The organism is Streptomyces sp. NPDC059906, from assembly GCF_042730645.1.
GTDB classification, from domain to species: Bacteria; Actinomycetota; Actinomycetes; order Streptomycetales; family Streptomycetaceae; genus Streptomyces; species Streptomyces rubrogriseus.
Window position 1 is genome coordinate 1 of sequence record NZ_JBHWKU010000051.1, and the last position, 22,918, is coordinate 22,918.

Annotated in this window: 24 protein-coding genes and 1 tRNA gene; 12 read left to right on the forward strand and 13 right to left on the reverse strand. The window is 72.6% G+C overall.

Going from position 1 to position 22,918, the window contains the following annotated elements:
- Positions 1 to 182 precede the first annotated feature (182 nt).
- From ACFV9J_RS38715 to ACFV9J_RS38735, 5 genes are all read right to left on the reverse strand, one after another.
- Entirely contained in the window at positions 183 to 1,133 is a 951-nt protein-coding gene (locus tag ACFV9J_RS38715) for a VOC family protein (protein ID WP_385362644.1), read from the reverse strand.
- The gene (locus ACFV9J_RS38720) at positions 1,114 to 2,247 is read right to left on the reverse strand and encodes a 4-oxalomesaconate tautomerase (protein WP_385362646.1); all 1,134 of its coding nucleotides are present in this window, start codon (positions 2,245 to 2,247) and stop codon (positions 1,114 to 1,116) included. The genes ACFV9J_RS38715 and ACFV9J_RS38720 overlap by 20 nt, the downstream gene beginning before the upstream one ends.
- On the reverse strand, positions 2,244 to 2,951 hold the full coding sequence (locus ACFV9J_RS38725; protein WP_385362648.1) for a 4-carboxy-4-hydroxy-2-oxoadipate aldolase/oxaloacetate decarboxylase: 708 nt from the start codon (positions 2,949 to 2,951) through the stop codon (positions 2,244 to 2,246). Before ACFV9J_RS38725 ends, ACFV9J_RS38720 begins: the two co-directional genes overlap by 4 nt.
- Positions 2,948 to 3,700 carry a PIG-L deacetylase family protein gene (locus tag ACFV9J_RS38730; protein ID WP_385362650.1) on the reverse strand — a complete coding sequence of 251 codons (753 nt, stop codon included), beginning with the start codon at positions 3,698 to 3,700 and terminating at the stop codon, positions 2,948 to 2,950. Before ACFV9J_RS38730 ends, ACFV9J_RS38725 begins: the two co-directional genes overlap by 4 nt.
- A 75-nt stretch (positions 3,701 to 3,775) precedes the next feature.
- Complete coding sequence (locus ACFV9J_RS38735; RefSeq protein ID WP_385362652.1) at positions 3,776 to 4,426, reverse strand: GntR family transcriptional regulator; 651 nt, start codon at positions 4,424 to 4,426, stop codon at positions 3,776 to 3,778.
- Between the two features lie 177 nt (positions 4,427 to 4,603).
- On the opposite strand from ACFV9J_RS38735, the gene ACFV9J_RS38740 reads away from it, so the two are divergent.
- Together ACFV9J_RS38740 and ACFV9J_RS38745 are read left to right on the forward strand one after the other, a co-directional pair.
- Complete coding sequence (locus ACFV9J_RS38740; RefSeq protein WP_385362653.1) at positions 4,604 to 4,957, forward strand: cupin domain-containing protein; 354 nt, start codon at positions 4,604 to 4,606, stop codon at positions 4,955 to 4,957.
- A 102-nt stretch (positions 4,958 to 5,059) separates the two neighbouring features.
- Entirely contained in the window at positions 5,060 to 6,223 is a 1,164-nt protein-coding gene (locus ACFV9J_RS38745; RefSeq protein ID WP_385362655.1) for a Gfo/Idh/MocA family protein, read from the forward strand.
- On the opposite strand, the gene ACFV9J_RS38750 is transcribed toward ACFV9J_RS38745, so the two are convergent.
- Positions 6,201 to 6,842, reverse strand: coding sequence for a TMEM175 family protein (locus ACFV9J_RS38750; protein WP_385362657.1), 642 nt, complete (start codon positions 6,840 to 6,842; stop codon positions 6,201 to 6,203). The genes ACFV9J_RS38745 and ACFV9J_RS38750 overlap by 23 nt on opposite strands.
- A 63-nt stretch (positions 6,843 to 6,905) precedes the next feature.
- Positions 6,906 to 7,952 carry a LacI family DNA-binding transcriptional regulator gene (locus tag ACFV9J_RS38755; protein ID WP_385362659.1) on the reverse strand — a complete coding sequence of 349 codons (1,047 nt, stop codon included), beginning with the start codon at positions 7,950 to 7,952 and terminating at the stop codon, positions 6,906 to 6,908.
- 130 nt (positions 7,953 to 8,082) lie between these two features.
- Here ACFV9J_RS38755 and ACFV9J_RS38760 point away from each other — a divergent pair, with 130 nt between their 5' ends.
- A complete protein-coding gene (locus ACFV9J_RS38760) occupies positions 8,083 to 9,246 on the forward strand; it encodes a phytanoyl-CoA dioxygenase family protein (RefSeq protein ID WP_385362661.1) in 1,164 nt (387 codons plus the stop codon).
- Positions 9,247 to 9,314: 68 nt separating this feature from the next.
- On the forward strand, positions 9,315 to 10,319 hold the full coding sequence (locus tag ACFV9J_RS38765) for a Gfo/Idh/MocA family oxidoreductase (protein ID WP_385362663.1): 1,005 nt from the start codon (positions 9,315 to 9,317) through the stop codon (positions 10,317 to 10,319).
- Positions 10,320 to 10,357: 38 nt separating this feature from the next.
- On the opposite strand, the gene ACFV9J_RS38770 is transcribed toward ACFV9J_RS38765, so the two are convergent.
- The 5 genes from ACFV9J_RS38770 to ACFV9J_RS38790 all read right to left on the reverse strand — a co-directional run bounded on the left by ACFV9J_RS38770 (position 10,358) and on the right by ACFV9J_RS38790 (position 14,949).
- On the reverse strand, positions 10,358 to 10,771 hold the full coding sequence (locus ACFV9J_RS38770) for a VOC family protein (protein ID WP_385362665.1): 414 nt from the start codon (positions 10,769 to 10,771) through the stop codon (positions 10,358 to 10,360).
- 112 nt (positions 10,772 to 10,883) lie between these two features.
- Positions 10,884 to 11,786 carry a sugar phosphate isomerase/epimerase gene (locus ACFV9J_RS38775; protein WP_115745459.1) on the reverse strand — a complete coding sequence of 301 codons (903 nt, stop codon included), beginning with the start codon at positions 11,784 to 11,786 and terminating at the stop codon, positions 10,884 to 10,886.
- A 2-nt stretch (positions 11,787 to 11,788) separates the two neighbouring features.
- Positions 11,789 to 12,841: an ATP-binding cassette domain-containing protein gene (locus ACFV9J_RS38780; RefSeq protein WP_385362668.1), complete on the reverse strand. Its 1,053-nt coding sequence runs from the start codon at positions 12,839 to 12,841 to the stop codon at positions 11,789 to 11,791.
- A 6-nt stretch (positions 12,842 to 12,847) separates the two neighbouring features.
- Positions 12,848 to 13,924: an ABC transporter permease gene (locus tag ACFV9J_RS38785; protein WP_385362670.1), complete on the reverse strand. Its 1,077-nt coding sequence runs from the start codon at positions 13,922 to 13,924 to the stop codon at positions 12,848 to 12,850.
- Positions 13,924 to 14,949, reverse strand: coding sequence for a sugar ABC transporter substrate-binding protein (locus ACFV9J_RS38790; RefSeq protein WP_385362672.1), 1,026 nt, complete (start codon positions 14,947 to 14,949; stop codon positions 13,924 to 13,926). Before ACFV9J_RS38790 ends, ACFV9J_RS38785 begins: the two co-directional genes overlap by 1 nt.
- Positions 14,950 to 15,202: 253 nt before the next feature.
- Here ACFV9J_RS38790 and iolC point away from each other — a divergent pair, with 253 nt between their 5' ends.
- From iolC to ACFV9J_RS38820, 6 genes are all read left to right on the forward strand, one after another.
- Complete coding sequence (iolC, locus tag ACFV9J_RS38795) at positions 15,203 to 16,165, forward strand: 5-dehydro-2-deoxygluconokinase (RefSeq protein ID WP_385362674.1); 963 nt, start codon at positions 15,203 to 15,205, stop codon at positions 16,163 to 16,165.
- Between the two features lie 13 nt (positions 16,166 to 16,178).
- Positions 16,179 to 17,075, forward strand: a complete 897-nt coding sequence (locus tag ACFV9J_RS38800) for a deoxyribose-phosphate aldolase (protein ID WP_385362676.1) — start codon at positions 16,179 to 16,181, stop codon at positions 17,073 to 17,075.
- Positions 17,076 to 17,128: 53 nt separating this feature from the next.
- Positions 17,129 to 18,049, forward strand: a complete 921-nt coding sequence (gene iolB / locus ACFV9J_RS38805) for a 5-deoxy-glucuronate isomerase (RefSeq protein ID WP_385362678.1) — start codon at positions 17,129 to 17,131, stop codon at positions 18,047 to 18,049.
- The gene (iolD, locus tag ACFV9J_RS38810) at positions 18,046 to 19,920 is read left to right on the forward strand and encodes a 3D-(3,5/4)-trihydroxycyclohexane-1,2-dione acylhydrolase (decyclizing) (RefSeq protein WP_385362680.1); all 1,875 of its coding nucleotides are present in this window, start codon (positions 18,046 to 18,048) and stop codon (positions 19,918 to 19,920) included. The genes iolB and iolD overlap by 4 nt, the downstream gene beginning before the upstream one ends.
- A 61-nt stretch (positions 19,921 to 19,981) precedes the next feature.
- Positions 19,982 to 20,767, forward strand: coding sequence for a GntR family transcriptional regulator (locus ACFV9J_RS38815; RefSeq protein WP_385362682.1), 786 nt, complete (start codon positions 19,982 to 19,984; stop codon positions 20,765 to 20,767).
- Positions 20,768 to 20,822: 55 nt separating this feature from the next.
- On the forward strand, positions 20,823 to 21,245 hold the full coding sequence (locus ACFV9J_RS38820; protein ID WP_385362684.1) for an ankyrin repeat domain-containing protein: 423 nt from the start codon (positions 20,823 to 20,825) through the stop codon (positions 21,243 to 21,245).
- Between the two features lie 67 nt (positions 21,246 to 21,312).
- On the opposite strand, the gene ACFV9J_RS38825 is transcribed toward ACFV9J_RS38820, so the two are convergent.
- Positions 21,313 to 21,386, reverse strand: a tRNA-Pro gene (locus ACFV9J_RS38825).
- Positions 21,387 to 21,486: 100 nt separating this feature from the next.
- Here ACFV9J_RS38825 and ACFV9J_RS38830 point away from each other — a divergent pair.
- Together ACFV9J_RS38830 and cobF are read left to right on the forward strand one after the other, a co-directional pair.
- The gene (locus ACFV9J_RS38830; RefSeq protein ID WP_385362687.1) at positions 21,487 to 22,026 is read left to right on the forward strand and encodes a DUF309 domain-containing protein; all 540 of its coding nucleotides are present in this window, start codon (positions 21,487 to 21,489) and stop codon (positions 22,024 to 22,026) included.
- A 67-nt stretch (positions 22,027 to 22,093) separates the two neighbouring features.
- The gene (gene cobF / locus ACFV9J_RS38835) at positions 22,094 to 22,867 is read left to right on the forward strand and encodes a precorrin-6A synthase (deacetylating) (protein WP_385362689.1); all 774 of its coding nucleotides are present in this window, start codon (positions 22,094 to 22,096) and stop codon (positions 22,865 to 22,867) included.
- The last annotated feature ends 51 nt before the right edge of the window (positions 22,868 to 22,918 follow it).

Genomic DNA, 22,918 nt, shown 5'->3' on the forward strand with positions numbered 1-22,918 from the left:
GCCCCCGCGTCAGCCGGTCCCGGCCCTGCCGGTCGCGCTCAGCCGGTCGCGCTCAGCCGGTCCCGGCCCTGCCCGTCGCGCACCGCCCCCGCGTCAGCCGGTCCCGGCCCTGCCCGGACGTGCGCGACCCACCCCCTGTGAGAAAGCTGTCGGAAGGCTGTCGGTACGGCGTCAGAAACGCGTCACGCGACCGGCGGAGTGCCGTGGGTGTGGAACGACTCGATCGTCTTCAGACCCCAGGCCTGGCCCTTCTTCCGCTCCTCCTCGGTCCAGGTGATCAGCGGCCAGTCCGGCGCAAGCACCAGGCGGGTGAGCGGGTTGCACAGCTCGATGCGGTTGCCGCCGGGCTCGTAGACGTACAGGAAGAACGTCTGCTGGATGGCGTGCTTGTGCGGGCCGGTCTCGATGAACACGCCGGTGTCGATGGCGAGGTCGGCGGCGCGCAGGATGTCCTCGCGGGTGTCGGCGGCGAAGGCGATGTGGTGCAGCCGCCCGGAGGAACCGGTCCAGTCCTCGGTGTAGACGACGTCGTACGACTTGTTCGTGAAGGTCAGCCAACGGGCCGCGATCTTCCCGGAGTCGAGCCGGATCTGCTCGGTGGGCCGGGCGCCGAGGAGCCCTTCCTGGAACTCGGCGCTGGCGAGTACGTCGGCGGCGAGGAAGTTGACGTGGTCCAGGCGGCGTACGCCGACGCCCCGGTTGGGTTTGGCCTGCGGCTGGTTCTTGAGGGCGGGCCGGAGCTCCTCGGGTGCCCGGTAGTGCTCGCTCTCCCAGTACAGGGCGTGTTCGTGCCCGTCGGGGTCGGTGGTGACGTACAGCTTGCCGAGGCCGGGCTCGTCCTCGACCCAGGCGCCGGGCCGCCCCGCCGCCTCCAGGGCCGCCACCCTGCGCCGGAGCGCGTCCTCGCCGGAGGTGCGCAGGGCGAGGCGGCCGAGGCCGGGCTGCTCACGGGCGGTGAGGACGAGGCTGTGGTGTTCGTAGTCGTCGTAGGTGCGCAGGTAGACGGTGTCGCCGTGCTGCCCGTTGACCGTCAGGCCCAGGAAGTCCGTGAAGAAGGCGACGCTCGCGTCGAGGTCGGGCGTGAAGAGCTGGGCGTGGCCGACGTGCGCGATGTCACCGAGCGGCGGAGTCATGGTGGCCTCCAGGGCGTTGTGCGGGGATCGGTGCCGTCGTGGCGGACCGGGGGAAGACGGTGCCGTCGAAGATCTTGCGCGCGGTGCGTAGGACGGCAGTACGCCGGACCACGAGCGGGCCGGCGTCGAGCCGGACGTCCACCTCCAGGAACCCGGTGGGGTGTTCCACCCGGACCCGGTCGCCGGACGGGGCGAGGCGGGCGACGCCCTCCCCCACGCCGCCGGGGACGCGCAGCCCGGCCGCGACGCTCGCGGCGCCCAGGACACCGATGGAGGTGTGGCAGCGCACCGGGATGAAGGTGCGGGTGGTGACCGCGCCGCCGTCCCGGGGCGGGGCGAGGAGGGTCAGCTTGGGTACGGTGGCGCCCTCGACGTCACCGAGGCCCATCAGGTGCCCGGCGGCCAGCCGGATCTCGCGCAGGCGTCCGGCGAGTGCCGCGTCCGCCTCCAGCTCCGCCGGTGTCTCCTGCCCGGTGACTCCGAGCGATGCGGCCGGGATCAGGACGACCGGCATGCCGTTGTCGACGCAGGTCACCTCGGTGCCGGCGACGGTGTCGCGGACGTTGCCGGTGGGCAGCAGCGGCCCGGCGCCCTGCGGGAACTCGATGACGACCGCCGCGGCGGTGCCGGGCACGCCGGATATCGCCGTGTCCCCGTCGTACGCGACGCGCCCGCCCGGGGTCGGGAAGGTCGCGACGGCCAGCTCGCCGGTGTTGAGCATGCGGATGCGTACGGACGTCTCGGCCTCCCCGGCCGGCACGAGCCCGCGCTCGACGGCGAACGGGCCCACCCCGGCGAGGATGTTGCCGCAGTTCTGCCGGTCGGTGACCTCGGGGGCGTCCACGGCGACCTGGAGGAACAGGTAGTCGACGTCGGCGTCCGGGTCGGCCGAGCCGGAGATCACGGCGACCTTGCTGGTCAGCGGGTGCCCGCCGCCCAGGCCGTCGATCTGCCCCGGGTCGGGGCTGCCCATGGTCCGCAGCAGCAGGCCGTCGCGGGCGGCGGGGTCGGCGGGCAGGTCGGCGGCGAGGAAGTAGGCGCCCTTGGAGGTGCCGCCGCGCATCAGCGTGCAGCGCACCGCCTCGGGCCCGATGCCGATACCGGTGCCGGTCACGGCCGCTCTCCCGCGGTGTACACGTCGTACGACTGGTAGGTGACCCCGAGTTCCTTCAGCTTCTCGCGCAACCCGTAGCGGTCCAGGCCGAGTTGGCCCTCCAGGAAGGCGGCGCGGGTGGCCGCCTCCTTCTGCTCGCGGGCCTCGGATGCCTCGGCGACCTGCCGGGCGCGCTCGCGCGGGACGACCACCACGCCGTCGTCGTCGGCGACGATCACGTCGCCGGGGCGGATCACCTGGCCGTCGACGGCGATCGGGACGTTGACCGAGCCCCCGGTGGCCTTGACCGTGCCCTGGGCGGACACGGCGCGGGACCAGGCGGCGAAGCCCATCTCGCGCAGTTCCTGGGTGTCGCGGATGCCGGTGTTGATGACGATGCCGCGCACCCCGCGCCGCTGGAGGGCGGTGGCGAAGAGTTCGCCGAACAGGCCGTCGGTGGACGGGGAGGTGGTGGTGACGACGAGGACGTCGCCCTCGCCGCACTGCTCGACGGCGGCGTGGATCATCAGGTTGTCGCCGGGCCAGCTGAGCACGGTGACCGCGGTGCCGGCGAGCCGTACGCCCTGCTGGACGGGGCGGATGCCGGGCCCGAGCAGTCCGGTGCGGCCCATGGCCTCGCTGACGGTGGCCACGCCGTAGGCGGCGAGCGCCTCGACGTCCTCGGCGTCGGCCTTGGGCGGGTTGGTGACGACGACGCCGCTCATGCCAGCTCCTTCGCGATCTGGGGGTAGGGGCGCATGAAGGCCTCTGCCATGGTCCGGTGCGCCAGGCCCAGGTTGGGACCGGCGTTGCGCTTGAGCTGGACGCCCCGGCGGACGGCCAGGTCGGTGTAGTAGTCCCACAGGTGCCGCTGGGCGGCGAGGCACTCCATCGCCTTGCGCTTGGTCTCCCACACCTCGGTGATGTCGAGCAGCACCTCGGGCCGGAAGCCGCTCATCTCGGGCTGGTGCGGCTCGAAGTAGAAGACCGGCGGGGCGCCGATGATCTCGCCCTGGCCCGGGTAGCCGATGGCCTGTGCGAGGACGCGCGCCTGAAGGGCCATGCGGTTGGCGGCCGGGTGGTCGCCGTTGTACGGGTCCTCGACCGGGTGGGTGAGTACGACGTCGGGCTGGGTGGCCCGGTAGACCTCGACGAGCCGGTCGGTCAGCTCCGGGGTGACGGTCAGCGGGTAGTCGCCGGCGTCGAAGAAGCGGACCTCGGCGCCCAGGGTCGCGGCGGCCTTCTCGGCCTCCTCCCGGCGCAGCGCCTTGATCTCCGCCAGCTTCTTCCCCTCCCGCCAGGCCTTGGCGGACTCGCCGCGCTCGCCGAAGGTCAGGCACGCGATGGTGACCTGCTCCCCGCGCGAGGCGGCCAGGGCGATGGCGCCGCCCGCCCGCCACACGAAGTCCCCCGCGTGCGCGGTGACGACGAGGGTCGAACGGGGGACGGCGGCGGGCGCGTTGCCGTACGTCATGGGTGACTTCTCCTTGGTGGACAGGTGACGCCCACCTCAGTGCCGTGTCTCAGGCGCGTGTCCCAGGCGGGTGCGTCAGTCGCGCAGCGCCTCGATCACACTGACGAGGTGGGCCCGGACGGCCGCCTCGGCGGCCTGCGGGTCCCTGGCCTCGATCGCCTCGATCATGGCCAGGTGCTCGTTCAGGGATTGCTGCGGGCGCCCCGGGCGCAGCGCCAACTGGAAGCGGTGCCTGACCAGTTGCGCGTTGAGCCGTTCCAGCAGTTCCACGGCCGTCAGCTGGCCGGAGAACTCCCGGATCCGGGCGTGGAGTTCGTGGTTGAGGTCCGAGTAGGTCAGCGGTTCGCCGCCGGCCACGGCCTTGCGCATCGCCGAGCCCAGCTCCTTCAACCGGGCGACCTGCCCGTCGTCGACGGCGGCGGCGGCCTTGGCCGCGCACAGCCCTTCGAGCACCAGGCGGCACTCGGTGATGGCCACGGCCTCCTCCACGGTCACCACCCGCACCCGTGAACCGCGATTGCGGATGCGCTCGACGAGCCCCTGGGACTCCAGGTCGATCAGCGCGGCCCGGATACTCGCCCGGGTCACACCGAACTGCTCGGCGAGTTCGTTCTCCACCAGCCGCTGCGCGGGTGCCATGTCGCCGCGCAGGATCGCCTGCCGCAGCTGACCGAGCGCAAGCTGTTTGGCCTGCTCCCCGGTGCCCGGACGGGCTTGGTTCGGCATGGTTGCCCTCCCTGAGTGAGTGCCTGTCGAACGTAAATCTAGCCAAACAAGATTGTCAACAATTTTGTTCGCGCTTTTCGCCCCCGCCCCGGCCGCGACGAAGTGTCCGCCGATCGGGCCGGATGCCCCACACCCTGTCTCCCCCGGAGCCCCGCGGGGCCCGGCTAACGTCGCGCCATGACCCACAGCTTCGTTGTGCACGTCCCCGACGCCGAGCTCGAACCCGAGCCGCTCGACCCCGGCCAGATCGTGTCCGGCACGCCCGAGGTGACCGGCAGGCTGGTCTGGGAGTCGCCGGACGGCCGCCGGGTGCGCGGCGTCTGGCAGATCACCCCCGGCGTGGTCACCGACACGGAGGCGGACGAGATGTTCGTCGTGCTCAGCGGCTCGGCCACCATCGAGGTGGCGGGCGGGCCGACCCTCACGGTCGGGCCGGGCGACCTGGCCGTACTGCGCGAGGGCGACCGTACGACGTGGACGGTGCACGAGACGCTGCGCAAGGCGTACGCGATCGACCTCGGTCGTCCGTGATCCGGGCCCCCGGTCTTTGTCCTGTCAAAAGGTTGACATGATGCCGGCGCCCGCCCAGGGTGGCCTCGGACAGATCACGGACAGATCCGAAGAGGGGCGCTCATGGTCGAGGCACTCGGTGTCGCCGTCGTAGGTTTCGGCTGGATGGGCCGGGTGCACACCCAGGCGTACGCCCGGGTCCGCCACCACTATCCGCACCTGGCGCTGCGCCCGGAGCTGGTGACGGTCGCCGAGGAGGTGCCGGGGCGGGCCGAGGAGGCCGCCGCGCAGTTCGGGTTCGCCTCGACGACCCGCGACTGGCGCGAGGTGGCGGCGGACCCGCGAGTGCGCGCGGTCAGCATCACGGCCCCCAACTTCCTGCACCGCGAGATCGCCGTCGCGATGGCCGGGGCGGGCAAGCACATCTGGGTGGAGAAGCCGGTCGGCCTGTCGTCCGACGATGCGCGGGCGGTGGCGGACGCCGTGTCCGGGGCCGGTGTGCAGGGCGCGGTCGGCTTCAACTACCGCAACGCCCCGGCCGTGGAGACCGCCCGCGACCTGATCGCCGCCGGGGAGATCGGCACCGTCACCCATGCCCGCCTCCGCTTCTTCAGCGACTACGCGGCCCATCCGGAGGGTGCGCTGACCTGGCGCTACGAGCGGCAGCGCGGCGGCAGCGGGGTACTCGGCGACCTGGCCTCGCACGGCGCGGACCTGGCCCGGTTCCTGCTCGGCGACATCGCCTCGCTGACCGCCGACACGGCGGTCTTCCTGCCGCGGCGGGCCCGTCCCGCCGCCGCCACCGCCGGTCATGCCCGGGCCACGGGCGGCGAGCTGGGCCCGGTCGAGAACGAGGACTACGTCAGCTGCCTGCTGCGCTTCGCCTCCGGCGCCCGCGGAGTCCTGGAGGCCTGCCGGGTCTCCGTCGGCGAGCAGAACAACTACGGCTTCGAGGTGCACGGCACCAGGGGCGCGGTGTTCTGGGACTTCCGCCGCATGAACGAACTGCGCGTCAGCCGCGGCACGGAGTACCAGGACCAGCCGGTGAGCACCGTGTACGTCGGCCCCGGGCACGGCGAGTTCGCCGCGTTCCAGCCGGGGGCCGCGAACGCCATGGGGTACGACGACCTGAAGGTGGTGGAGGCCCACCGCTTCCTGCGCTCGATCGCCGAGGGCACCCCGTACGGTGCCACCCTGTCGGACGCCGTGCACAGTGCGGACGTACTGGAGGCCATGTCGCGGTCGGCGGAGCGCGGCACCTGGGTCAGTCCCGGGCTGCCCGGTTGACGGCGCCGCGGCGGGCCCGCATCGCCCACCGGCCCAGCAGGCCCTGGACCGGGACCAGTACGAGCCAGCTCCACATCGCCGCGGGACCGACGGCCAGGGCGAGCGGGACGCTCAGTGCGAAGACCACCGTCGTCGCCGCCATGTCCAGACCGAAGAGCAGGAAGCCTTCCTCGGGGGCCGTGCCGCCGCACAGCCAGGGCCGGGTGGCCAGCACGGCCAGCAGGGCCACGTGGGAGGCGCCCAGGGCGGCGATCGCCGCCGCGTAGACGGCGACGGAGACCGGCTCGTCCCCGTACTCGGAGATGAGCTTGGTCGGGAAGGGAACGAGTGCCGCGACGCCCAGGCCGGCCAGGGACAGCGTGATCACCTGGCCGTCGACCCGCTCGACGAGGCCGAAGATGCGGCGGTGGTCGCGCCAGAAGAGCCCGAGCACCAGCAGACTGAGCACGTACGCACCCAGGTTGGGCGCGAGGTCCCGCAGAGCCGCGCGGTAGGCCGAGGAGTCCAGACCGCTGGGCACGGAGAAGTCCAGGACGAGCAGGGTGATGGCGATCGCGAAGACGCCGTCGGCCAGCGCCACCACCCGCTCGGGGCCGCCGGCCGGAGTCGATTTCCACATGCGCCCGACGGTACGAGCGGCGGCGTGGACGGCCGCGTCACACGCCCGGGGCGGCGGCGCACGTCACACGGTCGCGGTGCCGAAGGGCACGTCGGGCGGCATGTTGTGCGGGGTGACGACCTGGATCGGCGAGGGTCGCGCCGGACCGGCGGGCGGCAGTGCGCCGTGGGCGCGCATCACGTGGCGGCAGGCCTCGCGCAGGTCCTGGCGCAGGTCGTGGTGGAGGACGACGGACAGGCGCCGCTCGCGCAGCAGCCGGGTGTTGTCCTGGTCGAGGTCGTGGGCGACGAACACGTCGCAGGGGCGGCCGAGGTCCGCGAAGGCGCGCAGGGTGGCGATGTTGCCGCCGCCCATCGAGTAGACCGCCCGGATGTCCGGGTCGCGTTCGAGCGCGGCCCGCACCAGGTCGTACTGGGTGGCGTCCAGGCCCTGCCCCTCGGCGATCTCGACGAGTGCCCGGCCGGGGTGCCGGGCCCGCACGACGCCGCGGAAGCCCATCTCGCGTTCCTCCTCGTTGCGGAAGAAGCCGCTGCTGAGACTGGTGAGGACGTTGCCGGGGCGGTCGCCGAGCCACTCGCCCATGAGGTAGGCGGCGGTCGCGCCCGCGGCCCGGTCGTCGATGCCGACGTAGGCCGCCCGGGGGCTCGCGGGCAGGTCCGTCGCCAGGGTGACGACGGGGATGCCCGCGGCGGTCAGCCGGCCGACGGCGGCGCTCACCTCGGGGACGTCCGGGGCCTTGAGGATCACCCCCTGGGAGCCGCGCCGGGCGATCCGGTCCAGGGTCTCGGTCAGCTCCCCGGCCGGGCCCGTCTCGCGGAAGTGGAACCGGCAGCGCACCACGGCCGGGTGCAGCGCGGGCAGTTCGGCCTCCAAAGCCGCCCGCACGGCGGTGGTGAAGCGCTCCGGCGCCTGCATCACGATGTCGCACATGAACGTGCGGCCGACCAGCCGGACCTGGGTGCGCTGGCGGTCCAGGTCGGCGATGGCCCGTCGGACCTCGTAGGCGGTGCTCTCGCGCACGCCGCCGCGGCCGTTGAGCACCCGGTCGACGGTGGCCTCGCTCAGGCCCGCCTGCCGGGCGATCTCCCGGATCGGGAAGGGGTGCCCCATGACCGGCTCCTCGGCTTCGTCCGCGCGGCGCGCTCTGACGGGTTTTTGATGGCCTGCTGATGGTTGTTCGACGCGTTTGTCAGGACAAGAATGGCAGCACCGCGTCGCCCCTGTCAGCGAAAGGACGACGATGCCCGCAGCGCCCGTCCCCGCCCACCGCTCCCGGCTGTCCGCAGGCGACTGCGACCTCGACGCCTTCCGCGAGCTGGTCGAGCAGCCGACCGACCCGGCCGCCTACCCGCGGGCCGCCGCCGTGGAGCGGAACGTCCCCGTGTACGAGGCCGGGGGGCTGCGCGACGACGCGGGGACGGCGGCCGAACTCGTCCACGCCCTCGCCGACGGCCCCGGCCTCGTCGTCCTCAAGGGCGCCTTCGCGGACCCGGCGGTGGTCGACCGGGCCACCGCGGTGTTCGACGCGCTGATCGCCGAGCAGCGCGCCTCGGGGGCCGCCGCCGGTGATCACTTCGCCGCGCCGGGGGCCAACGACCGGGTGTGGAACGCCCTGGAGAAGGCGGCCCTGCGTGATGCGGAGGCGTTCGCCGACTACTACGCCAACGACGCCCTGGCCCTGGTCGCCCGCGCCTGGCTCGGCCCCGGCTACCAGGTCACCTCCCAGATCAACGTGGTCAACCCGGGCGGCGCCGCCCAGACCGTGCACCGCGACTACCATCTGGGCTTCCTCTCGGACCGGGCCGCCGCCGCGTACCCGGCGCACGTGCACCGCCTGTCCCCGGTGCTCACCCTCCAGGGCGCCGTCGCGCACTGCGACATGCCCGTGGAGTCGGGGCCCACGATGTACCTGCCGCACTCCCAGAAGTACGAGCCCGGCTACCTGGCCTGGCGGCTGCCGGAGTTCCGGGCGTACTTCGAGGCGCGTCAGGTGCAGGTGCCGCTGGCCAAGGGCGACGCGGTCTTCTTCAGCCCCGCGTTGTTCCACGCGGCGGGCGCCAACCGCTCCGCGGGCATCCGCCGCATGGCCAACCTGCTGCAGATCTCCTCCGCGTTCGGCCGGGCCATGGAGACCGTGGACCGGGAGGCGGTGGTGGACGCCGTCTACCCGGTGCTGCTGAGGCGGAAGGCCGCGGGCGCGGGCGAGCGGTGGCTGGAGCAGGTGGTCGCCGCGAGCGCGGAGGGGTACCCCTTCCCGACCAACCTCGACCGCGACCCGCCGGTCGACGGCCTGGCCCCGCCCTCCCAGGCGGACGTCGTACGGCGGGCGCTGCGCGAGGAGTGGACACCTGAGGCGCTGCGCGCACAGCTGCGGGCGGGCCGGGCACGACGAGAGGGCCGGTGAACGGGGGCGGGCGGGGCGCGGGCCCCGGCACGGACACCCCACACCACGAGCAAGGAGCAGCGAACCACATGCGTATCGGAATCCTCGGCCTCGGCCGCATCGGCGCCTTCCACGCCGAGACCCTCGCCGGACTCGACTCCGTCGGCTCGCTCGTCGTCGCCGACCCGTTCGCGGACGCCGCGAAGGCAGCCGCCGAGCGGTTCGGTGCCGAGGTGGCGGACTCGCCGGAGGCCGTGCTGGCCGCCGGTGTGGACGGTGTGGTGATCGCGGCGGCGACCGACGCCCACCCGGACCTGATCCTGGCCGCCGTCGAGGCCGGCGTGCCCGTCTTCTGCGAGAAGCCCGTCGCCCGCACCATGCCGGAGGGCGTCGAGGTGCTCAAGGCGCTCGCGGGCCACGACGTGCCGGTCCAGATCGGTTACCAGCGCCGCTTCGACGCCGGGTTCGCCGCGGCGCGGGCCGCCGTGCGGAGCGGTGAGCTGGGGCCGCTGCACACCGTACGGTCGACCACGCTGGACCCGGCGCCGCCGCCCGCCGCGTACGTCGCCGCCTCCGGGGGCATCTTCCGGGACTGCTCGGTGCACGACTTCGACTCGATCCGCTGGGTGACGGGCCGGGAGGTGAGCGAGGTCTACGCCGTCGGCGGCAACCGCGGTGCCGACTACATCAGGGAGGCAGGCGACGCGGACACCACCGGCGCGGTGCTCACCCTGGACGACGGCACCATCGCCGTGGTCTCCAACAGCCGCCACAACGCCCGTGGTTACGACGTCCGGATGGAGATCCACGGCTTCGACGACTCGATCGCCGTCGGACTGGAGGACAAGCTGCCGCTGCGCTCGGTCGAGCCGGGCGTGACGTTCCCGGCCGGTACTCCGCACGACTTCTTCATGGACCGCTTCACGGCCGCCTACCGCGCGGAGCTGACCGCGTTCACCGAAGTCGTCGCCGGTGCCCGCACCTCGCCCTGCACGGTCGAGGACGCGCTGGAGGCGGGCTGGATCGCCGAGGCGTGCACGCTGTCGCTGCACGAGCACCGGCCGGTGACGATCGCCGAGGTGCGGCGCGGCTGAGGGGGTGCGGCGGGTCCACGGTCCGGCGGGCTGCCCGGTCAGCCCGCCGGCTCGCTGATGTTCACCAGCCAGGAGATGCCGAACCGGTCCCTGCACATGCCGAAGACGTCACCCCACATCTGCTTCTCCAGCGGCACGTCGACCGATCCGTCGGCGGACAGCTTGTCCCAGTAGCCGCGCAGCTCGGCCTCGTCGTCGCCGCTGAGGCTGACCGAGAAGTTGTTCCCCGGACGGTGCTCCTGCCCGGGCGCCATGTCGGCACCCATCAGGGTGAAGCCGCTGGAGGTCTCCAGCATGCCGTGCATGATCTGCTCGGCCTTCGGGCTGTCGGACATGCCGAACGAGCCGAAGGTGTTCAGCGACAGCGTGCCGCCGAACACCTGCTCGTAGAACTCCATCGCCTGACGGGCGTCGCCGTCGAAGCTGAGGTACGGGTTGAGACGCGAGGACATGGGTGCCTCCCGGAACGGGACGAGGTGTCAGTGCTCGCACGCTAACGCGCGCCGCTGACAACGGCCCGCCGAGCGGGGCACCGGCGGGACGCTCCCGCCGGTGCGGCCGGACTCAGGCTCCGCAGGAACGCAGGAACTTCCGGGTGCGTACCGCGATGGGCAGCGGCTTGTCCGGCTCGCAGGGGTACATGTCCTGCTCGACGATGGCGAACAGGTCCACGCCGAGTTCCTGGGCCGCCGTCAGTACCGGCCCCAGCTCCGGCACGCCGCCGGGCGGCTCGCACATCACGCCGCGCTGCACGGCCGGGCCGAACGGCACGCCGCCCTCGCGCACCCCGGCGAGGATGTCCGGGTCGACCTGCTTGAGGTGGAGGTAGCCGATGCGCTCGCCGTAGGTCTCGATCAGCTTGACGCTGTCGCCGCCGCAGTAGGCGTAGTGACCGGTGTCCAGGCAGAGGTTCACCAGGTCGGAGTCGGTGGCGTCGAGGAAGCGCTCGACGTGCTCCTCGGTGTCGATGTGGGTGTCGGCGTGCGGGTGGACGACGATGTCCAGGCCGTAGGTCTCCCGTACCTCGCGGCCCAGGCGTTCCATGCCGCGGGTGAGGTGGCCCCACTGCTCGCCCGTCAGCTCCGGCGGCTCCAGGATCTCGGCGGTCTTGTCGTCGCGCCAGAAGGACGGGATGACGACGAGGTGTTTCGCGTCCATCGCCTTGGTGAGGGCGGCGACGCGGCCGACCTGTTCCCAGGTGGCGTCCCACTCGGAGGGGCCGCGGTGCAGCCCGCAGAAGATGGTGCCCGCCGAGACCTTGAGGCCGCGCCGGGTCACCTCGTCGGTGAGCCGGGCCGGGTCGGTGGGGAGGTAGCCGTAGGGGCCCAGCTCGATCCAGTCGTAGCCGGCCTCGGTGACCTCGTCCAGGAACCGTTCCCACGGCACCTGCCGGGGGTCGTCGGGGAACCAGACGCCCCAGGAGTCGGGGGCCGAGCCGACGCGGATGCGGTCGAGGGCAGAGGGCATGCTCAGGCCTTCCCTTCGGCGGTGCCGGATGCGGTGCTGTCGGATGCCGCGGCATCGGACTTTGCGGCGTCGGTCCTGTCGGTCCTGTCGGTCCTGTCGGTCCTGTCGGTCCTGTCGGTCCTGTCGGTCCTGTCGGTCCTGTCGGCAGTATCGGGTGCGGCGGCCTGCGCCGCAGCGCCCGCGTCGTCGGGGAGCGCCTCCACGTCGACGCCGCCGACCTGCGCCAGCTCGTGCTTGAGGGCGGCCAGTTCGGCGCCGCCCGCCATGTGGTTGGTGAGCGCTTCGAGGGTGATGTCGGCGCGGGCCGCACTCAGTTCGAGGGTGCCCAGGCGCAGCACGCTGAAGTGGTCGCCGACCATGTAGGCGTGGTGGGGGTTGTGGGTGATGAAGATGACGCCGAGTCCGCGCTCGCGGGCGGCGGCGATGTACTTCAGGACCACGCCGGACTGCTTGACGCCGAGCGCGGCGGTGGGTTCGTCCAGGATGAGGACGCGGGCGCCGAAGTAGACGGCGCGGGCGATGGCGACGCACTGGCGCTGGCCGCCGGAGAGGGTGCCGATGGGCTGTTCGAGGTCGTCCAGGACGATACCCATGTTGCGCAGTTCCTCGTCGGCGGTCCGCTTCATGCGGGCGATGTCGAGGCGGCGCACGGGCCAGGGACCCTTGGTCATCTCGGAGCCGAGGAAGAAGTTCCGCCACACCGGCATCAGCGGGATCGTGGCGAGGTCCTGGTAGACCGTGGCGATGCCGCGGGCCAGCGCGTCGCGCGGGGTGGCGAAGCGCACGGCCTCGCCGTCGACGAGGAACTCGCCCTCGGTGTGCTGGTGCAGCCCGGAGATGATCTTGATGAGGGTGGACTTGCCGGCGCCGTTGTCACCGAGCACGCAGGTCACCCGGCCGGGGTGCACGGCGAGGTCGACGCCGTGCAGGGCGCGGATGTTGCCGTAGGACTTGCCGGCCCGGCGCAGTTCGACGAGCGGGCGGTCCTGCTCGGGCGCGGGGTCGGCCAGGACGGCGCCGTGGGTGCCGGGGGCTGCGGGGGTCTTGCTGGTCATTTCCGATCACCTCCGGGTCGCGGCGCGGCGGACGTACAGGTTGATGAGGACGGCGCCGAGGAGCATCACGCCGAGGAAGGCCTTGAACCAGTCGGGGTTCCAGCCCGCGAAGACGATGCCCTGGTTCACCATGCCGAACATGAAGGCGCCGAAGACGGGGCCGATGGCGGAGCCGTAGCCGCCGGTGAGCAGACAGCCGCCGATGACGGCCGCGGCGATGTAGATCAGCTCCTGGCCGACGCCTTCACCCGACTGCACGGTGTTGAAGGAGAAGAGCTGGTGCATGCCGACGAACCAGGCGCCGAAGCCGACCAGCATGAACAGCGTGATCTTGGTGAAGGTGACCGGCACGCCGACGGCGCGGGCGGACTCCTGGCTGCCGCCGACGGCGAAGATCCAGTTGCCGTACTTGGTGCGCAGCAGGACCCAGGTGGCCAGGGCCGCGAAGACCAGCCACCACACGACCGTGATCTTCACGTCGACGCCGCCGACGTCGAAGGACGAGGCGAAGACGGCCTTGGCCTGGTCGAAGCCGTCCATGTCGCTGATGTCGTCGGTGGCGACGTTGCCGGTGACGAGCTTGGTGACGGCGAGGTTGACGCCCTGGAGGACCAGGAAGGTGGCCAGCGTGACCAGGAAGCTCGGCAGGCCGGTCTTCATCAGCACCCAGCCGTTGAAGGCGCCGACGGCGAGCGAGACCACGAGGGCGACGACGACGCCCATCCAGACGTTCACGGTCAGCTGGTAGCTGAGCATGCCGGCGGTGAGCGCCGAGGTGACCACGGCGACACCGGCGGACAGGTCGAACTCGCCGCCGATCATCAGCAGGGCGACGGGCAGCGCCATGATGCCGATGGTGGACGACTGGTACAGCACCGTCGCCATGGAACCGCCGTCGCGGAGCGTGGGCGCGGCGATCAGGAAGAAGACGAACACGGCGACGGCGCCGAGGAAGACCCCGACCTCGGGCCGGGCGAGCAGCCGCAGCGCCACGGGACGCTCACGGGTGCGCCCGTCGGTCTGCTGAGGGCCGGGGGCCGGCGGTGTGGTCACCGCCGGCTCAGCCTGTTGGGCCATGCTCATCACCGGGTGCCCTTCGAGGCGAACTCGGCGACGGCCTTGACGTTGGTCTTGTCGACGAAGGCCGGGCCGGTCAGCACCGGCTGCTCACCGCCGCCGCTGTAGTTGCCGTTGTTCTTGTAGAGCCACAGCCCGTCGACCGCGAGGTAGCCCTGGAGGTAGGGCTGCTGGTCGACGGCGAACTCGATGTCGCCCTTCTCAATGGCGCCGGTCAGTTCCTTGTTGAGGTCGAAGGTGGCGACCTTGGCCTCGCTGCCGGACTCGTCCACCGCCTGCACGGCGGTCATGGCGAAGGGGGCGCCGAGCGTGATCAGGTGGTCGATGCCGCCGTCCTGCTTGAGCTTGGCGGTGATGGTCGACTTCACCGAGGGCATGTCGGTGCCGTTGACGTAGAGGTTCTCGATGGACCCCTCGAAGGTCTTCTTCACGCCCTCGCAGCGCTGGGTCAGGCCGACGTTGCCCTGCTCGTGGATGACGCAGACGGCCTTCTTCGCCCCGTCCTCGTTCAGCCGCTTGCCGAGCGCCTCGCCGGCCACGCTCTCGTCCTGGCCGAAGAACTCCATCAGGCCGAGCTTCTTCCAGTCCGCCAGACCGGAGTTGAGCCCGACCACGGGTATGCCGGCCTTCTCCGCCTTGCCGAGGACGCTGCGCAGGGCGTCCGGCTTGGCGAGGGTGACGGCGATGCCGTCGACCTTCTGGTCGATCGCGTTCTGCACCAAGTTGGCCTGGTTGCCCGCGTTCGGGTCGGCGGAGTAGACGAGCTTGACGTTGTCCTTGTCGGCGGCGGCCTGGGCGCCCTTGCGGACGATGTCCCAGAAGGTGTCGCCGGGGGCCTGGTGGGTGACCAGGGCGACCGTCATGCGGGGGGTGTTCGCCTTGCCCGCGGAGGCGCCGCCCGAGTCGCTCTCCTCGTCGGCCTTCTTCCCGCCCGAGCTGCTGGAGCAGCCGGCGAGGGTCAGGGCCGCGGCGGCGGCGAGGGCCACGGCAGGGGCGAATCTGCGGGAGCGGGCGTGCGAAGAGCGGTCCATCTTTTCCTGCACCTCACTGTGCGACTGTGCGACGGGAGAGCCGTGTGCCAGACCCGAGTGCCAGACCCGAGAAGAATGGCTGTTGCTGCGCTGGGACCGGATACAAGTCCTTGGGACGCCCACTGTCAATACTTTGTCAAGACATCATTTCACTCGCAGGTCCGAATGTAAGTACAAAGTATTGACAGCGTCGTCCGGGAGTCATACACCTTGGGAGGCGGCAGGCCCCCGCCCAGCCAAAGGAGCGTCGCACATGGCCGAGTCAGTCCCGCGTTTCGATCTGATCACGATGGGCCGCATCGGGGTCGATCTCTATCCTCTGCAGACGGGCGTACCCCTGGCGGAGGTTGAGACCTTCGGCAAGTTTCTCGGCGGTTCGGCCTCCAACGTCGCGGTCGCGGCCGCCCGGCTCGGCCGCGCGACGGCCGTCATCACCCGCACGGGCGACGACCCCTTCGGCGGCTATCTGCACGGCGCGCTGAAGGAGTTCGGCGTCGACGACCGCTGGGTCACCCCGGTCGCGGCCTACCCGACCCCGGTGACGTTCTGCGAGATCTTCCCGCCGGACGACTTCCCGCTCTACTTCTACCGCCGCCCCAAGGCACCGGACCTGGAGATCCACCCGGAGGAGCTGGACCTGGACGCGGTCCGCGCGGCCTCGATCTTCTGGATGACCGGCACCGGACTGAGCGAGGAACCGAGCCGCACGGCGACGCTGGCCGCCCTCGCCCACCGCGCCAAGTCCGGCACGACGGTCTTCGACCTGGACTGGCGCCCCATGTTCTGGGCCGACCCGGACCAGGCCCGCCCGTACTACGCCGAGGCGCTCGGGCACGCGACCGTCGCGGTCGGCAACCTGGACGAGTGCGAGATCGCCACGGGCGTGCGCGAACCCCGCGCCTGCGCCGAGGCGTTGCTGGCGGCCGGTGTGGAGCTGGCCGTCGTCAAGCAGGGCCCCAAGGGCGTCCTCGCCGTGCACCGGGACGGCCGGTCGGCCGAGGTGCCGCCGGTCCCGGTCGAGGTGGTCAACGGCCTCGGCGCGGGCGACGCGTTCGGCGGCTCCCTGTGCCACGGTCTGCTCTCCGGCTGGGAGCTGGAGCGGATCATGCGGTACGCCAACGCGGCCGGCGCCCTCGTCGCCTCCCGTCTCGCCTGTTCCTCCGCGATGCCCACCGAGGCGGAGGTCGACGACCTCCTCGCGCGAGCCACTCCCTGAACGGAGCAACCCCTTGTCCCGCAGCATCTCCAGCATCCCGGACCTCACCGCGGTCCGCGCCCGGCACCCGGAGGCGATCGCCGAGGCCGCGGCCCGCCGGGTACGCCGTCCGCTGATCGGCGACTCCGGCCGCCTGATGATCGTGGCCGCCGACCACCCGGCGCGCGGCGCGCTCGGCGTCGGCGACCGCGGGCTCGCCATGGCCAACCGGGCCGACCTGCTGGAGCGCCTGTGCACCGCGCTGTCCCGGCCCGGCGTCGACGGGGTGCTCGCCACCGCGGACGTGCTGGAGGACCTGCTGCTGCTCGGCGTGCTGGAGAACAAGGTCGTCATGGGCTCGATGAACCGCGGCGGACTCGCGGGCGCCGCCTTCGAGATGGACGACCGCTTCACCGGCCACCGCGCCGAGGACATCGCCCGCCTGCGCTTCGACGCGGGCAAGCTGCTGCTGCGCATCGACTACGACGACCCCGGCTCGCTGGCCACGATGGAGGCGAGCGCCCGGGCGGTCGACGCCATGGCGGAGCGCCGGCTGCCGCTGTTCGTCGAGCCGTTCATGTCCCGCCGGATCGACGGGCGGGTCCGCAACGACCTGTCGGCCGAGGCCGTGACCCGCTCCATCGCCATCGCCTCCGGTCTCGGCGGCACCTCCGCCTACACCTGGCTGAAACTGCCCGTCACCCGCGACCCGGACGACATGGCCGAGGTGCTGGAGACCTCCACACTGCCCGCGGTCCTGCTCGGCGGCGACATAGGCGGCTCCCCGGCGGACCAGACCGCGGCCTACGAACGCTGGCGCAAGGCGCTGAGGCTGCCCACCGTGCAGGGCATGGTGGTCGGCCGCTCGCTGCTCTACCCGGCCGGGGGCAGCGTGGAAGAGGCGGTGGACACGGCCGTGGGACTGCTGTGACCGGGGCTGCCGTGCCCGACTGTGGGGACCGAGGAGAGGCGGAGGAGCGGACGATGACGTATCACCTTCCCGCGGGCAAGGCTGCGGCCGACGGCCCGTACGCCGTGGACGTGACGCCCGAGAGCGCGGGCTGGGGCTACTCCAGCCTGCGCGTGGTGAACCTGGCCCCCGGCGACAGCCACACCTTCGACAGCGGCGAGAGCGAGTGGATCGTCCTGCCGCTGAGCGGCGGCTGCACGGTCGCGACCGCCGACGACTTCGGCCGGGACACCTTCGAACTGACCGGCCGGGACAGCGTGTTCACCGGCGTCACCGACTTCGCGTACGTGCCGCGCGACGCCCGCACCACCCTGACGTCCACCGGCGGCGGCCGGTTCGCGCTGACCGGCGCCCGCTGCACCCGGCGCCTGCCCGCCCGCTACGGCCCGGCGTCCTCGGTGCCGGTGGAGCTGCGCGGCACCGGGAACTGCTCGCGGCAGGTCAACAACTTCGGTGCGGCGGCCCCCGCCGGAGGCGGTGACGGACAGGGTTTCGAGTGCGACAAACTGATCGCGGTCGAGGTGCTCACCCCGGGCGGCAACTGGTCCTCCTTCCCCCCGCACAAGCACGACGAGCACCGTCCCGGCGAGGAGTCGGTGCTGGAGGAGATCTACTACTTCGAGTTCGCCGACCACGACGGCACCCCCGGCCTCGGCTACCAGCGCGTCTCCCCCTCCGGACAGGGACAGGGCACGGATGTCCTCGCCGAAGTACGCGACGGGGACGTCGTGCTGATCCCCGACGGCTGGCACGGGCCGTCGATGGCGGTCCCCGGCCACCACATGTACTACCTGAACGTCATGGCGGGGCCGGAGGCCGAACGCGCCTGGCTGATCTGCGACCACCCCGACCACACCTGGATCCGGGACACCTGGCCCGACCAGGCGGTCGACCCCCGACTCCCCCTCTACACCGCACCGGAGAGGTCCGCATGAGCGCCGCCGCCACCCGCCGACTGACCACCGCCCAGGCCCTGGTGCGCTTCCTGGCCGCGCAGTACACCGAGCGCGACGGCGTGCGGCGCCGCCTGGTCACGGGCACCTGGGGCATCTTCGGCCACGGCAACGTGGCGGGTCTCGGCCAGGCACTCGTGGAGTACCGCGAGATGATGCCGTACCACCAGGGCCGCAGCGAACAGGCCATGGTGCACGCGGCCGTCGGCCACGCCCGGCAGCTGGGCCGCCTGTCCGCGCAGGCGGTGACGACCTCCATCGGCCCCGGCGCCACCAACCTGGTCACCGGGGCCGCCCTCGCCACGATCAACCGCCTGCCGGTCCTGCTCCTGCCCGGCGACTACTTCGCCTCGCACGCCGCCGACCCGCTCCTCCAGCAGCTGGAGCACCCGGTCGAGGCCGACGTGTCCGTCAACGACGCCCTGCGGCCCGTGTCCCGGTATTTCGACCGGATCACCCGCCCCGAGGCCCTCCTCGCCTCCGCGCTCCAGGCGATGCGCGTACTCAGCGACCCGGCGGAGACCGGCGCGGTCACCCTCGCACTGCCCCAGGACGTGCAGGCGGAGGCGTACGACTGGCCCGAGGAGTTCTTCGCCGACCGCGTGTGGCGGGTACGCCGCCCGGCTCCCGACCCGGCGGAGCTGATCGAGGCGGTCCGGGCGGTCCGGGCCGCCGCCCGCCCGCTGATCGTCGCGGGCGGCGGTGTGCACCACAGCGAGGCGGAACAGGCCCTCAAGGCACTCGTGGACGCCACCGGCATCCCGGTCGCCTCCACCCAGGCCGGCAAGGGCGCGCTGCGCCACGACCACCCGGCGGATCTCGGCGGCATCGGCCACACCGGCACCGCGGTGAGCGACGCCCTCGCCCGCACCGCGGACCTGGTGATCGGCGTCGGCACCCGCTACTCGGACTTCACCACCGCCTCCGGCACCCTCTTCCAGCACCCGGACGTCCGCTTCCTGAACCTCAACATCACCGCCTTCGACGCCCACAAGCTCGCCGCCGGCACCCTGGTGTGCGACGCGCGGTCGGGGCTCACCGCGCTGACGGAGGCGTTGTCCGGACACCGGGTGGACGCGGCGTACGAGACGGAGTACCGCACCGGGAAGACCCGTTGGGACGAGGAGGTCGAGGCGGCGTTCCGCGCCGACGACGACGGCGCGGTGCCGACCCAGACCCAGGTGCTGGGCGCGCTGGACGGCGTCGTCGGCGACCAGGACGTGGTGATCAACGCGGCCGGCTCGCTCCCCGGGGACCTGCACAAGCTCTGGCGGGCCCGCTCCCCGCGCCAGTACCACCTGGAGTACGGCTACTCCTGCATGGGCTACGAGATCCCGGCCGCCCTCGGCGTCCAGCAGGCCGCGCCCGACACCCCGGTGTGGGCCCTGGTGGGCGACGGCACGTACCTGATGAACCCGACCGAGATCGTCACCGCGGTGCAGGAGAACCTGCCGGTGAAGCTGGTCCTGGTCCAGAACCACGGCTACGCGTCCATCGGGGGCCTGTCCGAGTCGGTCGGCGCCGAGCGCTTCGGCACCGACTACCGCCACCGCGTCGCCGACGGCTCCTTCACCGGCGCCCCGCTCCCCGTCGACCTCGCCGCCAACGCGGCCAGCCTCGGCATGGACGTGCTGCGCGCCAAGACGGTGCGGGAACTGCGCGAGGCACTGGCGACGGCCCGCGCGGCGACCCGCCCGACCTGTGTGTACGTCGAGACGGCGCCCCCGTCGGCCGCTCTCCCGGCACAGGCCTGGTGGGACGTGCCGGTGGCCGAGGTGTCGGCCCGCGAGGCGGCCACGGACGCGCGGGCGGCCTACGAGCGCGCGGTCGCCGACCGCCGCCGCCACCTCTGACCCCTGCGGCATCCCGCCCCCCGCCCCCCCAGTCAGTCCCCTACGCAAGGGAGGTACGTCCATGGCGAAGACCGGCGACCCCGCACGTGCCGTGACCGCCCCCGCGATCGGCACCCTGGACTTCGCCCTGGACCGGAAGAGTCCGGTGCCGCTCTACTACCAGCTGGCCCGGCAGTTGGAGGCGGCGATAGAACACGGCGCCCTCGCACCGGGGAACCTGCTGGGCAACGAGGTCGACCTCTCCGTCCGCCTCGGCCTGTCCCGGCCGACGGTCCGGCAGGCCATCCAGTCCCTGGTCGACAAGGGACTGCTGGTACGGCGGCGCGGGGTCGGCACCCAGGTGGTGCACAGCCAGGTCAGGCGCCCGCTGGAGCTGAGCAGCCTCTACGACGACCTGGTGGCGGCCGGACAGGACCCTGGGACCCGGGTGGTGCGCAACGAGGCCGTCCCGGCCACCGCCGAGGTGGCGGCGGCCCTCGGCGTCGCGGAGGGCGCCGAGGTCGCCGTCCTGGAGCGGCTGCGCCTCACCCACGGGCAGCCGGTGGCGATGCTGTGCAACCACCTCCCGGCGGGCCTGCTGGAACTCGACGACGTCCGGCTGGAGTCGACCGGTCTCTACCGGATGATGCGCTCCTCGGGCATCACCCTGCACAGCGCCCGGCAGACCGTCGGCGCCCGCATCGCCTCCCGCGAGGAGGCCGAGCGCCTCGGCGAGCGGGAGGGCGCCGCGCTGCTCACCATGCGGCGCATCGCGTACGACGACACCGGGCGGCCGGTCGAGTACGGGACGCACGTCTACCGCGCGTCCCGGTACGCGTTCGACTTCCAGCTGCTGGTCAGGAACTGAGCCGGGATCAACTGTGAAGTGCGCTTCCAGTCGGGTGAACGTAGGCTCGGCTCGCGTGAACAGGAGAAAGCACAAGAAGTTGTCCCGGCGTCTCGTCGACGCCGCGCTCGTGGGTGACTTGGCGCGGGTGCGGGCCGCACTCCGGGCCGGAGCACCCGCCGAGACGGCGGACCCGGCCGGAAGCACCCCGCTGTACCTGGCGTCCGTGAACGGCGACACCGGCATCGTCCGCGTGCTGCTCGCGGCCGGTGCCCGCCCGGACACGGAGAGCGGGATCGGCTCGGAGGGCACACCGCTGTGCGGGGCGGCCTGCTGGGGACACACCGAGACCGTCCGCGCGCTCCTCGAGTACGGAGCCGACCCGAACCTGCGCGAGGACCACGGCACCGGCTGGGCGCCGCTGGACTGGGCGTCCAACGGACCGCACCAGGAGACGGTGGACCTGCTCGTCGCCGCGGGGGCGCGGCCGCGGGACTGACCACCGGGAGGGGACGGCACGAAGAAGGGCCTGCACGGACTCGCGTCCGTGCAGGCCCTTCGCACCGTCGGGACGACAGGATTTGAACCTGCGACCCCTTGACCCCCAGTCAAGTGCGCTACCAAGCTGCGCCACGTCCCGGTGTCGTCACGCGCGGTGAACCGCGCGATCATGCGGACAGCACTTTACCCCACGGACGGGGCCGCGCCTAAGCGGGCACGGGAGAGGGACAATCGGTCCCATGGACAGCTCTGCCGACAGCCCCGTGGACAGCACCGCCTCCGACCGCCCGGTGGAGCGGCGGGACCGTGACGACGAGGGCCGGGCGCGCAACGCCCGGCCGCGGGACGGGCTGGGACGCCCGCTGCCTTACGGCGCGGACGGCGTGCCGCGCCAGCCCGAGGGGGTCGTACGGGCCCCGGACGCGACGGTCGCCGAGGCGCAGCGGCTGCTGGACGAGGGGAAGCCGTTCCACGCGCACGAGGTCTTCGAGGACGCCTGGAAGTCGGGGCCCGAGGAGGAGCGGGAGCTGTGGCGGGGCATGGCCCAGCTGGCCGTCGGGCTCACGCACTCGGCGCGCGGCAACGCCACCGGTGGGGCGCGGCTGCTGCGGCGCGGGGCGGGTGCCGTCACGGCGTGGGCGGAGTCGGGGGCCGGGCGGCAGCGGCCGTACGGGATGGATCTGGGCGCGGTCGCCGGGTGGGCCCGGGAGCTGGCGGGCGACGTGGAGGGCGGCGCGTCCGTGGACGCGGCGGCGCGAGCGCCCCGGCTGCGCGGCTGAACCCGGACCGGCGCCGCCGGGGCGGCCCGGCCGGGGCGCGGTCGGTGGCGTACGGCAGACTCGTGGCGTGCGGACAATTCATGTGATCGGTATCGGCGCGGGCGACCCCGAGCAGTTGACGCTCCAGGCCGTCAGGGCGCTGCGCGGCACGGACGTGTTCTTCGTCCTGGACAAGGGCGAGGCGAAGTCCGACCTGGTGCGGCTGCGCCGGGACATGCTGGAGGCGCACGTACCCGAGGGGACGTACCGGGTCGTCGAGGCGCGCGACCCCGAGCGGGACCGGAGCGCGGGCGGCGCGGCGTACTCCCCTGCCGTCGGGGACTGGCGCAGTGCCCGGGCCGGCATCTACGAGCGGCTCATCGCCGAGGAGCTGGGCGGGGACGAGACCGGCGCGTTCCTGGTCTGGGGCGACCCGGCGCTGTACGACAGCACGCTGGGCATCCTGGAGGAGATCCTGGAGCGCGGCTCGGTCGCGTTCGAGTACGACGTCGTGCCCGGCATCAGCAGCGTCTCCTCGCTGGTCGCCCGGCACCGGACGGGGCTGAACCGGGTGGCGCGCCCGGTGCAGATCACCACGGGGCGGCGGCTGGCCGAGGGGTTTCCCGAGGACGCGGACGACGTCGTCGTGATGCTGGACGCGCACCAGGCCTTCCGGCGGTACGCGGACCAGGACATCGACATCTACTGGGGCGCCTACCTGGGCACCCCGGACGAGATACTCGACTCCGGCCCGATCGCCGAGGCCGCGCCCCGCATCGAGCGGCTGCGCGCGGAGGCCCGGGAGCGCAAGGGCTGGATCATGGACACCTATCTGCTGCGGCGCAATCCCGGCGAGCGCTGACCCGGGCGGACCGCCCCGCATGCGTGGCCCGTGCACCGGTGTGATCGTGAC